We start from the raw sequence: 13684 nt of genomic DNA on the forward strand, positions 1-13684 counted from the left end.
TCGATCAGACACCCATGGGACACCGCGGGGCCGCCCCCTGTGACACGCTCCGCCAGTGATCGTGGAGATCGGCGTCTCCGGTCACCGCCGCACCGCGGATTCGTCACCGCTCCAGCGCAGACGCAGTTCACGCTTGAGCACCTTTCCGGTGGCTGTGCGCGGCAGCACGTCGACGAAGTGCACCGCCCGCGGGCTCTTGAAGTGGGCGATCCGTTCGCGGGTCCAGGCGATCAACTCCGCTTCGGAAACCTCCGACCCCGGTTTGGCGGCGACCACCGCGGTCACCGACTCGCCCCATTTCTCGTCGGGCAGGCCGATCACCGCGACCTCCGCGACGGCCGGATGCCGGTACATCGTCTGCTCCACCTCCGAGGCGTAGACGTTCTCTCCGCCGGTGACGATCATGTCCTTCTTCCGGTCGACGATCCGGTAGTACCCCGCCTCGTCGCAGGTGGCGAGATCGCCGGTGTGGAACCAGCCGTCCTGCAGCGCCTCGGCCGTGGCCTCGGGCTTGTTCCAATAGCCGACGAAGACGTTGGGACCGCGAACCAGAAGCTCGCCGATCACGCCCGGCGGCACCTCGTCTCCCTCACCGTCGGCCACCTTCATCTCCACATGGAGCACCGGCTTGCCGACCGATCCCGCGTACGCGACGGCCTCGTCGACCTCCAGAACGCAGACGTTCGGAGAGGTCTCGGTGAGCCCGAAACCCTCGCAGAGCCGAACGCCGTGCCGCGTGAGACTCTCGATCAGCACCACCGGGCACGGCGCACCACCGGAGATGCCGAACCGCAGTGAGCTCAGATCCGCGGTCTCGACAGCCGGCGAGGCATCGATCGCGGCCCACATCGCGGGCACCGCGAACGCCACGCTGACCCGATGCTTCGCGACCGCGTCGAGCCACGCGTCGGGAGTGAAGGTCTCCAGCACCACGGTGGTTCCCCCGATGTAGAGCAACGGCAGTGTGATGACACCCAGCGCACCGATGTGGAACAGGGGCGCCGAGGCGATGTTGACATCGCGCGGTCCGACGCCGTCGCCGGCGGTGAGGTTGTTGATGCCGTTCCAGTGGTGATTGGCGTGGGTGAGCATCGCTCCCTTCGGAAAGCCGGTGGTCCCCGAGGTGTACATGAGCATCGACAGGTCGTCGGCGGCGACGTCGACCGGCACCCGCTCGTCGCTGCCCTCGGCGATGAGTGCCTCGTACTCCGAGGGCTCGCCGGCGGCACGCTGCTCGCCCGACGGGATCTCGACGATGCCGGACACCTCGGTTCCCTCGGCCGCGGCACGGGCCAGAGCCGCAGTCTGGGGTGAGACGAACAGGAGGCGGGCACCGGAGTCGTTGAGGATGTACTGCACTTCGGGGGCCTGCAGGCGCCAGTTGATCGGTACGGCCACCGCACCGAGTTTGGCGACGGCGAGGACCACCTCGAGCATGTGGGTGCTGTTGAGAGTGAGGAGGGCGACCCGGTCTCCTCGGCCGATGCCGCGCGAGCGCAAGGCGTCGGCCAGCGCGTTGGTCCGGAGATCCAGTTGTTCGAAGGTGTACTCGGCGCCGGTCGTCGCGTCGATCAGTGCGACGCGGTGTGGATGCCGCACCCGGTGCAGGGTGGGCCAGTTGCCGATGCCGTTGTCCATGTGACGATCCCATCGATTCGCGCGGCGCCGCCGCGGTGGTGCGTGATGTGGATCACCGTAACCTCACGAAGAAAAAGTCACAAGCGCTTGTTTTTGTGCCGTCGGTGCGGGTCGCCCGAGTCACGCGCCGGCCGGGCCCGTGAGCAACTCGATGCGTCGTTCGCCCTCCACATCCGCGAGCAGTGCCGATCCCGCCGGGCGCAGGTCGACGGCCGCGCCGTAGACGATCGGCCAGCCGAGATAGCGACAGATGAACGACCGGGAGAAGTGCCCGTGCGAAACAACCACCACGTCACGGCGAACCAGTTCGGCCTCGACGTACCGCACTGCCCGATCGACGCGCTGCGTCATCTCCTGGACCGACTCACCTCCGGGCGCTCCGTGCGTCCAGATCGACCAGTCCGGCTCGTATTCCGCGCGGATCTGCGACCGCGTGATCCCCTCATAGTCGCCGTAATCCCATTCCGCGAAGTCCTCGCCGACCTCGTCGGGCGCCAACTCGGCCAGTTCCGCCGTGCGCCGGGCACGTCGGCGCGGCGAGGAGACGACGTACGGATCCTCCAACCCGAGACGCTGAGCGATGCCCGCCAGCGCGCTCGCCTGCACCTGCCCCGTCTGCGTCAATCCGATATCGGTGCGCCCGGTGTGCCTGCCCGTCCGTGACCACTCGGTCTCCCCGTGGCGGATCAACAGGATGCGGGGGTGACGGGTGCAGGTGTTCACCGCTCGTACCGTACCGATCGCGTCGGCCGGACGCGTCCCGAGCTACTCGAACCGCTCCAGGGTCTGCGGGTCGTACAGCCGGAAGCCGAGCGAGCGCATCACGTCGATCACCACGTTGATGTCGTGCGGTTCGACGCCGTAGCCGGTGAAGACCACGAGTTGATCGTCCATGAAGACGTCGAAGGCCGGTCCGTCCGCGGCGGTCCCTCCCGGCGGGTAGAGCATGTTCTGATTGCGAGACCAACGGTCGAGGTCTCCGATGGCGCTCTCGACGGCCGCGGCGTCGACGGGGCGGACGCCCGCGACCCTCTCACCGCTGTTCAACCTGTTGTAGGTCTCGCCGCAGTCCGCGGAATCGCCTCCCGACCAGAACGCCAACGTGTAGCTCATGCTCCCGATTGTCCACGACTCCCCCGCCGTGGACAGTGGTATTCGACGGGCGCTCCGAGCCCGGGCGGGCGCGTAGCCTGAGGCCATGCTCTTCGCTTTCTCGATCGCTCCCGGAACCAGTGACGACCCCGACGGATCGGTCAGCGCGGCCGTCGCGGAGGCGGTCCGGGTGGTACGCGCCTCCGGCCTTCCCAACGAGACGACCTCGATGTTCACCACCGTCGAAGGAGACTGGGACGAGTGCATGGCCGTCATCAAAGCGGCCTGCGAGGCCGTGGCCGCGCACAGTCCGCGCGTGAGTCTGGTGCTGAAAGCGGACATGCGCGAAGGATTCTCCGGTCAGCTCACCGAGAAGGTGGAGAGGATCGAGCAGCGTCTGCGCGCGGAGCCCTGAGCCACTGCTGAGATCATGCGTGTCGCGGGCCGTCGAGGGAAGATCGCCCTCGGGCGAGGCTCTCTCGACTGATCTCCGCAGCACGTCCGTCAGAGTTCGCGGACGCGACCGTCCTGGACGTCCCAACGGCGGTCGACGTGGACGTTCTCCAGCATCCGGCGGTCGTGGGTCACGACCAGCAGCGCGCCGTCGTAGCTGTCGAGCGCTGATTCGAGTTGCTCGATCGCGGCCAGATCGAGGTGGTTGGTCGGCTCGTCGAGCACCAGCACGTTGACGCCGCGGACCTGCAGCAACGCGAGCGCCGCCCGGGTGCGCTCGCCGGGCGAGAGGTCGGCGGTCGGACGCCCCACGTGATCGGCGCGCAGTCCGAACTTCGCCAGCAGCGTCCGCACCTCCTCGGTCGTGGACTCCGGGACCAGTTCCTCGAAGCGGTCCGCGAGCAGCTCCGGTCCGGAGAACTGCGCACGCGCTTGGTCGACCTCACCGATGGCGACATTCGCGCCCAAGGCGGCGGTGCCGGAGTCCGGCTCGATGCGCCCCAGGATCAACCCCAGCAGCGTCGATTTCCCCGCACCGTTGGGACCGGTGATGCCGATGCGCTCACCGGCGTTCACCTGCAGTGACACCGGCCCCAAGACGAACTCGCCCTGCCGGACGACGGCGTCGTTGAGAGTGGACACCACCGAACTCGACCGCGGCGCCGCTCCGATGGAGTACTCGAGAACCCACTCCTTGCGCGGCTCGACGACCTCTTCGAGGCGCGCGATCCGGCTCTCCATCTGCCGTACCTTCTGCGCCTGCTTCTCACTCGAATCAGTGGCCGCCTTGCGACGCACCTTGTCGTTGTCGGGATTCTTGCGCATCGCGTTCCGCACGCCCTGGCTCGACCACTCCCGCTGCGTCCGAGCCCGTGCCACGAGGTCGGCCTTCTTCTCGGCGTATTCCTCGTAGGCCTCGCGTCGGTGCCGGCGCGCCACTTCCCGCTCCTCCAGGTATAGCTCTCGTATCCACCGCCGAAGACGGTGTTCGTGTGCTGTGCCAGGTCGAGTTCCAGGACGCGGGTCACACTCCTCGACAGGAACTCCCGGTCGTGGCTCACAAGGACCACGCCGCCGCGCATGCCAGCGACGACCTCTTCCAGCCGGGCCAGTCCGTCGAGGTCGAGATCGTTGGTGGGCTCGTCGAGAAGGACGATGTCGAAGCGGGAGCACAGCAACGCCGCCAAGCCCACGCGCGCGGCCTGACCTCCGGAGAGACCGGTCATCAGCGCCGACTCGGGTGCGCCGGCGGTCGTGTCGAATCCCAGCTCGGCGAGCACCGCGGGCAGGCGTTCGTCGAGATCCGCGGCTCCGGTCGCGAGCCAATGATCCAGCGACGCGGAGTAAGCCTCGTCCCCGGTCCCGTCGGCCAGCGCCGCCGCGGCCGCGTCCATCGCGGCCGTCGCCGCCGCGCAACCGGTCCGTCGGGCCACGTATTGGCCCACCGTCTCGCCCGGCGCCCGCTCATGCTCCTGAGGCAACCAGCCCACGAAGGCGTCCGACGGCGCCCGCACCACCGTTCCCTCCAGCGGTGCGAGATCACCGGCGAGGATGCGGAGCAGCGTCGTCCTCCCGGCACCGTTGGCGCCGACCACCCCGACCACATCGCCGGGCGCCACCGTGAGGTCGAGATGATCGAACAGCACCCGATGGGCGTACCCACCGGAGACGTCCTTGGCGACGAGCGTTGCGGTCATCGGTCCATCGTCGCATCCGCGGGCGCGCGCTCGACGGGGCGGCTCACGGGTGCTCGTCGGTGGCTCGCGAATCGTTCAACGCCAACGCGCCCCACACGGAGACCACCCCGACCACCACCGCGAGCACCGCGAATGCGATGCGCTCGCCGCGGAAGAACGACGCGACGAGGTCGCTGCCCCACACGCCCGGCGGCAGACTGGTCGTGACCAGCGCGGCGATCATCGTGCCGATCACCGCGGTGCCCACGCTGGTGCCGATCTCCTGCGCGCTGTCGTTGAGCGCGGTGCCGATCGACGTCCGGTTGCTCGGCATCGCTCCGACCAGCGCCACCGCGCAGATCGTCATCACCGTCCGCAGACCGATCGTCAGCGTCACCATGAAGACGGCGATCGCCGGGTAACCGTGGTCGACGGCCCACGCGAGTCCGGCGAGCGAGCCCGCGAGGAATCCGGCGCCGATCACACACGCGATCCGATGACCGAATCTCTTCGCCAGGTACTCCGAGAGCGGGGTCGCGAGAATCATCGTGATGATGAGGGGCAGGTTCGCCAGTCCCGCCCGCATCGGACTCCACCCGTACGCGTACTGGAAGTGCAGAATCAGGCCGAACATCACACCGGCCATCGCGATCGACGTACCCACCTGCGCGATCGCCGCTCCCCGCACGGTGCCGTCGGCGAAGACGCCGAGGTCGAGCATCGGTTCGGGGGTGCGGCGCTCATGCCACACGAAGGCGCCGAGGGCGACCGCCGCCCCGACCGCCGACGCCCATACCGGGCCGGACGTCCAGCCGTGCTCCACACCCGCGGTGAGGGTGTAGCACCCGAGACCGATCGCGAGAATGCTCAGGGCCGCGCCCGGCAGATCGAGACGATCTCCGGTGAGATCCTGCGGATCGTCGGCGGGGACCCGAGCCGGACACCGATCCACGCGATCAGCGCGATCGGGGCGTTGACCAGGAGAAGCCATTCCCAGCCGACGTGTGCCAGCGCCGTTCCGCCCAGCACCGGACCGAGGATGAAGCCGCTCATGCCGACGACGATCATCAGCGTCATCGCGCGCATGCGGAGCGCCGCGTCGTCGAAGAGGCGGAAGACCAGCGAGTTGGTGATCGGGGCCATCGCGGCAGCGGCGACGCCGAGCAGCGCGCGAAGGGCGATCAGTTCGCCCGTCGAGGAGACGGCGAGAACGCCGAGGCTGATCACGCCGAAGGCGGCGAGCCCGACGAGCAGAACCCGTCGTCGCCCCAGTTTGTCGGCCATCGATCCGGCGGTCAGCAGCAGACCCCCGAAGGTCAGCGAATAGGCGCCCGTGACCCATTGGAGTGCGGTGGTGCCGCTGCCCAGATCACGCCCGGTGGTCGGCAGTGCGATCGAGAGCAACGTGTTGTCGACCATCTCGACGAAGAACGCCAGGCACAGGGCGGCCATCGGCATCCAGGCGGCACGGACGGATGTGTAGGTCCGGGATCGTGCGGTCCCGGAGCGCGAGGTCTCGGCGACGTCAGTCATGAGACACCTCCTTATCGAACGATGTTCGGTTATCGAACCTTGTTCGATACAATAGAACGGCGTTCGATAGGGTGCAAGGGAGGAGGATTCATGACTGTTCCCGAGCACGACCGCCCGCAGCGACGAGCAGGTCGCCGCCGCGCTTCCCATTCGATGGACACGGTGATCGGAGAGGCCGTCGCGCTGCTCGACGAGTCGGGCGAGTCCGCGCTGACCTTCCGCGCGCTCGCGGCACGCCTGGGCGGCGGCGTCGCAAGCATCTACTGGTACGTCTCGAGCAAGGAGGAACTGCTCGACCGGGCCGCCGACCACGTGCTCGGCGAGGTGCTCACCCGGACCAATGACTTCGACGACACCGACGATCCGATCGCCGACCTCCGGGCGGTGGCGGTCGCGCTGTTCGACACCGTGGTCGACCGGCCCTGGCTGGGCGGATACCTGATGCGCGACACCGGCACCCAGCCCAACGGACTGCAGATGTACGAGCGGCTCGGCCGTCATGTGATGCGGCTGGGCCTCGGGCCGCGAGAGACCTTCCACGGTGTCTCGGCCGTTCTCGGATTCGTCATCGGAACGGCCACCGACCTCGGACAGCAGCCGCCTGCGGCCGTGCTCGACGGCACGATGAGCCGCTCGGAGTACATCGAGCACTTCGCCGACCAGTGGCGATCCCTCGACCCCGACCGGTATCCGTTCATCCACTACACCGTCGACGAGTTCGCCGTGCACGACGACGCCGAGCAGTTCCGCGCCGGCCTCGACCTGCTGCTGTCCGGACTCCGGTTGCAGGCCGGCGGTCGCTGAGACGGTCTGGCGCAGAGACTGTCCGGCGCCAAGCCTGTGCGGATACGACGAAACCCCTCGGCCGGAGGGATTCCAGCCGAGGGGTTCCGTGCGGGTATCGGCTAGCTGTAGTCGTAGAAGCCGCGGCCACTCTTGCGGCCGAGACGGCCCGCGTCGACCATGCGGCGCAGCAGTGCCGGCGGCGCGAAGTGCGGCTCGGCGAACTCCGCGTACAGCGACTCGGCGGCGGCCAGGCAGATGTCGAGGCCGACGGTGTCGCAGAGGGTCAACGGGCCCATCGGGTAACCGCAGCCGCCCTTCATCGCGGCGTCGATGTCCTCGGCGCTGGCGTAGCCCGAGTCGTACATCCGGATCGCCTGGCACAGGTACGGGATCAGCAGCGCATTCACGATGAAGCCCGAGCGGTCGCCGGCCTGCACGGTGGTCTTGCCGAGCACGTTCTTGGCGTAGTCGGTGACCGCGGCGGCGGTCTCCGGCGCGGTGGTGAGCGCGGAGATGATCTCCACCAGCGGCATCACCGGGACCGGGTTGAAGAAGTGGACGCCGACGACGCGCTCGGGACGGCTGGTGGCGGCGGCGATCTTGATGATCGGGATCGACGAGGTGTTGGTGGCGAGGATGGCCTCCGGCTTCACCACGGCGTCGAGCTTGGCGAAGATGTCGTGCTTGATCGACTCGACCTCGGGTGCCGCTTCGATGACCAGTTCGCGGTCGGCGAACTCGTCGACGTCGAGGGTCACCTTCACGCGGGCGATGGCCGCGTCGGCGTCCTCCTGCGAGATCTTGCCCTTGGCGACACCGCGCCCGATCGACTTCGCGATGCGCTCCGCCGCCGCATCGGCGAACTCCTGCTTCGTCTCGAGCACCAGCACGTCGCTGCCGGCCTTCGCGCACACCTCAGCGATGCCAGCTCCCATGGTTCCGCCGCCGATAACGCCGATGAGATTCACAAGTACTCCAAACCGCAGGGCCGCCGCGACGACGGCCGGAACAATACTGTCGACGCACAGCGTAGTTGCCTGCCGCGACGGGACGAGCAGGGGTCCGGATCGGCCTCACTTGCTCATCAGGCGCCGGATGTCGTCGCGGCCGCTCACCACGGTCACCCTGCCGCCCTCACCGGGGTCGGGATCGGGCAACACGCGGTCGGGATCGATCAGGTAGACGTCGTGGCCGTCGAGAGTCAGCCGGCGGACCGCCTCCAGGATCATGCGGCGTCCCACATCGCCGACCGAACTGACCCGCATGAGGTTGATCGCGACCCGCTTGCGCGTCGGCGGAGCGTCCGCCAACTCCCGGACGATGCGTTCGGCGCCGGCGAACCGGATCTCCCCCTGCAGCGACACCACCTCGACACCCGACGGTCCGTGACCGAACTCGCGGCGACTGCGCACCACCGACGGGCCCGCGGGCGGCACCTCCATCAGGTGCATTCCCATATCGGATGTGAACCGCCGGAACAGGTCGACGCCGCGCACGCTGTTTCCGTGCCGGTCGAGCCGAGGAGAGAAGGTCGCGATGCCGGCCTGCCCCGGCAATGCGCCGATCAGTCCGCCCGAGACGCCGCTCTTCGCCGGGATCCCGACGCGGGTCATCCAGTCGCCTGCGCCGTCGTACATTCCGCACGTGGCCATGACGCTCAACGTCTGGCGCACCACCGCGGCCGGCACCACCGGCGCACCCGTCACCGGATTGACGCCCCTGTTGGCCAGCGTCGCCGCCATCATCGCCAGATCCTCGACGGTGACCAACAACGAACACTGCCGCGTGTATCCGGCGACGGCCACCAGCGGCCCCTCATCGATGATCTCGTTGGCGCGCAACATGTTCGCCAGCGCCCGGTTGCGGTAGGCGCATGAGATCTCCGACTCGTACACCCGCTGGTCCACACGCAGGCGACGCCCGGCGAAGGCACTGAGCCCGTCCACGATCCGCTCGTTGCGCGCTTCCGGCGTCGCGCCCGGCGGTCCGACGAGGGTGTGCACGGTGATGGCGCCGGCGTTGATCATCGGGTTAAGCGGGCGGCCGGTGCCGGGTTCGAGCGAGAGTTCATTGAAGGCGTCACCGGTAGGCTCCACTCCCACTTTCGCGAGGACCTCGTCGAATCCCCGATCGGCCAGGGCGAGCGCGTACACGAACGGCTTGGAGATGGACTGAATGCTGAACTCGACGTCGGCGTCGCCCTGCGAGTAGCGGCGGCCGTCCTCGGTGCAGAACGACACGGCCAGCCGGTCGGGGTCTGCGTCGGCCAGTTCGGGGATGTAGTCGGCTGTGGCGCCGGACTGGTCGAACTCGACCGAACCGAGAGCTTCGGCGAGATAGTCGGGAATCGGAGAGCGCACATGCGCAGCGTACGTCGACGCGGCGGTCAGCGCCGCCGCACGGCGTAGCGGCAGGCCTCGGCGGGCCGACTCGACCACCAAAGTCCCGGACCCGCCTGCCACGAGCCCATCCAGCACCTAGCGCCCGATCGCACCAGAGATCAGGCGCCGCGGTTCAGGCACGATCGTGCAAAGTGATGTGATAGCCATCGGGGTCCGCGAAGGTGAATGTCCGGCCGAACGGACCATCGATCGGCTCGGACACGATTGTGTGTCCGTCGGCGACCAACGAGTCGTGGATCTCCTGGACGCCAGTGGCATGCAGCCAGATCGCCGCGCCGATTCCCGGCTGCGGGACCGCGTCGAGGTCGGTACCGGCAACGAGGTCACGTAGCGCGAACGCGATCGGCGTCGTCTCGAACACCACCGCATGCGGAGGGCCGGCCGGCGAGCGGACCAGGCCTAAGTACTTCTCGTAAAACGCCCGGGAGGCGTCGAGGTCACGGGTCTGCAGCGAGACGAAATCGGGTCCAGTGACAGGCACAGCTACTCCTTCAATGTATGTCAATTTTCTGACACTCAACACGGTATGTCATTATATTGACATGAGTCAAGAGGGTGTAGGGATCGATCTGGAGGCCTCCGTCGGCTATGCGTTGAAAGAGGCCTCCAGCGCCCTGCGGGCCGCGATGGAGGAAGTTCTGCGCCCACTCGGCATGAATGTCACCTACTACTCCTGCTTGGAACTACTCAGACAACGACCCGGCCTGTCCAACTCCGAACTCGCTCGCGGCGCGTTCGTGACACGACAAGCAATGAACGTCCTCCTTCAGACACTCGAACGTGACGGATACGTCACCAGAGCCAGCGCCGCACCTACCGGCAGAGCCCTGCCCACACGCCTCACCACCCGCGGACGACGCAGACTGCAGACTGCATCCTCAGCAATCCGCGCAGTGGAGAACCGAATGCTCATAGGCCTCGATGAGGCCGAACGAGCCGCCGTCTTTCGTGCGCTACAGAAGATGACCCAGTCCCTACACGACGCCGCGGGCGGGACTGACCCCTGACACCGGAGCCCGCATTGGGATGCTCGTCTCGCTCGGCGGTCCCCTGCCGGCCGGCACCGCGTCGGACCAGCCGCTACGGGACGATGACAATCCGCCGAGTCTCGCCAGTATCCGTCCATGCCGTCTCGACCTCGCTGAGCGGGACCCGACGAGCGACGGTATCGAAACCGTCGGCGTGGATCTCCGCAGCGAGGATCGCTATCTCCTGACGCAACTCGATGTCGGCTCGGCAGGAGGGCGATCACGGAGCGTGTCGGTTGAGATCCCACAACGGCCGAGCATTCTCCGCGCTCGAGTGTCAGGTTCCAGGACTGGCCATTCTGAGCACTGCGGAGAGCGAAGGATCGCAGAATGCGCAGAGCCCGCTCGGACCGGAGTCCGAGCGGGCTCTACTCTGTGGAGCTAACAGGACAACTATCGAACCCTCGAGGTCCGCTCGAGTGGATGCTTCGCGCATAGCCGTCACCCGCACGCGAGCTCCAGACCTGCGCTGATGGACACGACGATCACACGCGAGGAGACTCCCGCGATGGTTGATCGCGTGCCAGGCACGAGACCTCGGCCGGGGTCGCCACCGAATTTGTCAGAGCAGTGCTGCACACTGTGGCCAGGTCGAGTCTGAAGGTAGGGAGAAGGCATGCTTCGTCGGTTCGAGTCGATCAAGGACTCTGGCATCTTCGAGGATTTCCGATGGGATGACTCTATCCCTGATTTCGAACGGATCAACCTGATTTACGGCACGAACGGCGTCGGCAAGACGTCGCTCGCTCGTGCTCTTGACCGCCTCAACGCCGAGAGCGGCGGATTCACCAAGGCCTCCATCAACATGAGCAGCGCAGACCGGGCCAACGAGCGGTCAAGCAGCCAGCAGCACGACGGCGAGTTCGATCGAATCCACGTCTTCAGCGAGGCGTACGTCGATCGGTCGCACAACTTCGCCGAGGCCACCGAGATCGACGCAGTGCTCACACTAGGCGAGCGAACCGTTGAGGACGAAGCACGGATCGTCGAACTCACGGATCTGATCGCAACCACCAGCGAAATGGTCTCTGCTGCCGCGATCACGAAGTCTGCCGCCGAGCGCGCGCTGCACAACGAGTACACGGCTATTCGTGACCGGGTTGTCAGTTCGCTTCGCCGTGCCGGCGGCGAGTACGCGTCGAACTCGAACTACAGCACCCGTGTTGTCAAGAGCAGGTTCGCTGGCTCGCACAGTTCTTGGGTCTGCATATCCGACCGGCAGAAGGACGCCGACCTCAACACGGTCAACTCCGACGAGCGCCAGACCGTCGCAACTAAGTCCTACTCGCTAAAGGTAGGTCCACAACTCCGCGACGCGGCCGTTGCGACCCTCACGGCGTCGCCGGTGTCGGTCGTACTGGACACGCTCCAGGAGAATCAGAGCGCATCGAGTTGGGTAGACCAGGGGCGCCATCTTCATGAGGGATTGGACACCTGTATCTTCTGCGGACACTCACTCACCGAGGAGCGAAAGCGCCAGATCGAGCGACACTTCTCGGATGAGGTCGAAACCGCACAGCAGTCCGTCGATCAGCTCCTACATGACGTTAGGACTTACCAAGGCGAACTGCGTGAGCTTCTTGGCGAGGGCACCATCTCTGGATCGCTGTTCGATGATCTACGTGACGAGTTCAACGCCGCTCATACCGCAGCGAAGGACGAGGCCACCGAGTTAGAAAGGTGGCTCTCTGGCCTCCACGACGTCTTGGAGCGGAAGCGCGCCAACGTTCTGGTACGTGTCGACGACGAGATCGTGGCTCCCCCTGTAGTCCATGGCGACCGAATCGAAGCAGTACTGAGGACTCACAACGAACGAGTAGCTCAGCATGCCTCGCTCGTCCGTGCGGCCGCAAAGCGCGTCGAACTCCACCTACTCAAGGAGGCAGAGCCTAAGATCGCCGAGCTGGCTAAGGAAGTCGACGGTCAGACCAGCGCCAAGTCACAGCTTGAGCGCGATCTCGGTAGCTACAGGAAGGAGGTCGCCGCTCTGGAGAATGTCGACGGTAACCCGCTCCCTAGTGCGGAAGTCATGGCGCGGGAGTTGACACGCATCCTCGGGCGCAACGAGTTGTCCTTTGAGTTGCTCCCCGACGGCAAGCACTATCGAGTGACCCGCCAGGGGGAACCCGCTCGTGACTTGAGCACCGGTGAGCGGACGGCGATCACGCTGATTCATTTCCTCGAACGAGTGAAACGATCCGACATGACCCACGGCAAGCCTATCGTCGTCGTTGACGATCCGGTATCGAGTCTTGACAGCAACGCTTTCATGGGCATCTCGACCTATATCTGGAGCGAGTCCATCGCAAGAGGCCACATCGAGCAGGTGTTCATGCTGACGCACAACTTTGAGCTCTTCAGGCAGTGGGACATCCAGATAGAAGGGCTTCCAGGAAAGCGCGGTGCTGGTAACAATTGCGGCTATGCCTCGAACTGTTATGAGCTCGTCGCCCCCCATATGCAAATTCGTGGCGCATCGAAGCGAGTGCCGCGGTTCAGGGTGTGGCCGCCGAGCGTGGACGCACGAGCCAAGGTCCGCTCGGCCTACCACCACGCGTTCATCGCGGCGGTAACGGCGAAGGAGGCCTTGGAGGACGACAGCTCCATGGAGCGGAAACTTGATGCACTGCTCCTATATCCGAACGTGCTGCGGCGAATGCTTGAGACCTTCCTCGCGTTCAAGAAACCGGCCTCGGCCGGAAACTTTACAAGAGCAATGCGCGATGTCGGCAAGACCCTTGAACAGCTTGGCTATGAGGGTGATGCAGACGCCCTTCGGCTCCAACTGACCCGGTTCACTCATGCCAACTCGCATGCCGAGTCGCCCGAGACCGATGTCGCGGTTAGCCCCGACGAGATCGACACAGTCATCTCCGCGGTCTTCACGTTCATGGACGCCGTCGACCGACAACACTTCGAAGGCCTCTGTCAAGTAGTTGGAGTCGACCCGTCGTCGCTGCGGCTCGTGCCCCAACTAGTCATCGAGGTCCCAGCGACGCAGGGCACAACCGGAGTGGCTCGCGCAGTGATAGGTGACATCTGATGCGGCTTGGCCAGGGGCCGACAGAGATGATGA

10 protein-coding genes and 2 pseudogenes are annotated in these 13684 nt (G+C 66.3%); 4 read left to right on the forward strand and 8 right to left on the reverse strand.

Annotated features, from left to right (window positions below):
* Positions 1 to 81: 81 nt before the first annotated feature.
* From GSI01S_RS18875 to GSI01S_RS18885, 3 genes are all read right to left on the reverse strand, one after another.
* Complete coding sequence (locus GSI01S_RS18875) at positions 82 to 1638, reverse strand: acyl-CoA synthetase (protein ID WP_006898262.1); 1557 nt, start codon at positions 1636 to 1638, stop codon at positions 82 to 84.
* Between the two features lie 120 nt (positions 1639 to 1758).
* Complete coding sequence (locus tag GSI01S_RS18880; RefSeq protein WP_006898263.1) at positions 1759 to 2361, reverse strand: acid phosphatase; 603 nt, start codon at positions 2359 to 2361, stop codon at positions 1759 to 1761.
* Between the two features lie 42 nt (positions 2362 to 2403).
* Positions 2404 to 2751 (reverse strand): hypothetical protein, encoded by a 348-nt coding sequence (locus GSI01S_RS18885; RefSeq protein ID WP_006898264.1) that lies wholly within the window; start codon positions 2749 to 2751, stop codon positions 2404 to 2406.
* 85 nt (positions 2752 to 2836) lie between these two features.
* Between GSI01S_RS18885 and GSI01S_RS18890 the strand changes: the two genes are divergently transcribed.
* Entirely contained in the window at positions 2837 to 3145 is a 309-nt protein-coding gene (locus GSI01S_RS18890) for a thiamine-binding protein (RefSeq protein WP_006898265.1), read from the forward strand.
* Between the two features lie 89 nt (positions 3146 to 3234).
* Here GSI01S_RS18890 and GSI01S_RS18895 read toward each other — a convergent pair.
* Positions 3235 to 4880 (reverse strand): annotated as a pseudogene (locus GSI01S_RS18895) (ABC-F family ATP-binding cassette domain-containing protein).
* 43 nt (positions 4881 to 4923) lie between these two features.
* A pseudogene (locus tag GSI01S_RS18900) lies at positions 4924 to 6392 on the reverse strand (MFS transporter).
* Positions 6393 to 6482: 90 nt separating this feature from the next.
* Here GSI01S_RS18900 and GSI01S_RS18905 point away from each other — a divergent pair.
* Positions 6483 to 7196: a TetR/AcrR family transcriptional regulator gene (locus GSI01S_RS18905; RefSeq protein WP_006898271.1), complete on the forward strand. Its 714-nt coding sequence runs from the start codon at positions 6483 to 6485 to the stop codon at positions 7194 to 7196.
* A gap of 101 nt (positions 7197 to 7297) precedes the next feature.
* On the opposite strand, the gene GSI01S_RS18910 is transcribed toward GSI01S_RS18905, so the two are convergent.
* From GSI01S_RS18910 to GSI01S_RS18920, 3 genes are all read right to left on the reverse strand, one after another.
* On the reverse strand, positions 7298 to 8146 hold the full coding sequence (locus GSI01S_RS18910) for a 3-hydroxybutyryl-CoA dehydrogenase (protein ID WP_006898273.1): 849 nt from the start codon (positions 8144 to 8146) through the stop codon (positions 7298 to 7300).
* 105 nt (positions 8147 to 8251) lie between these two features.
* Entirely contained in the window at positions 8252 to 9538 is a 1287-nt protein-coding gene (locus GSI01S_RS18915) for a glutaminase (protein ID WP_006898275.1), read from the reverse strand.
* Positions 9539 to 9692: 154 nt separating this feature from the next.
* Entirely contained in the window at positions 9693 to 10061 is a 369-nt protein-coding gene (locus GSI01S_RS18920; protein ID WP_006898276.1) for a VOC family protein, read from the reverse strand.
* A 61-nt stretch (positions 10062 to 10122) separates the two neighbouring features.
* Here GSI01S_RS18920 and GSI01S_RS18925 point away from each other — a divergent pair, with 61 nt between their 5' ends.
* A complete protein-coding gene (locus GSI01S_RS18925) occupies positions 10123 to 10587 on the forward strand; it encodes a MarR family winged helix-turn-helix transcriptional regulator (protein WP_039868194.1) in 465 nt (154 codons plus the stop codon).
* A 637-nt stretch (positions 10588 to 11224) separates the two neighbouring features.
* Complete coding sequence (locus tag GSI01S_RS18930; RefSeq protein ID WP_006898278.1) at positions 11225 to 13651, forward strand: AAA family ATPase; 2427 nt, start codon at positions 11225 to 11227, stop codon at positions 13649 to 13651.
* Positions 13652 to 13684 lie beyond the last annotated feature (33 nt).

Source organism: Gordonia sihwensis NBRC 108236, from assembly GCF_000333035.1.
Lineage (GTDB): Bacteria > Actinomycetota > Actinomycetes > Mycobacteriales > Mycobacteriaceae > Gordonia > Gordonia sihwensis.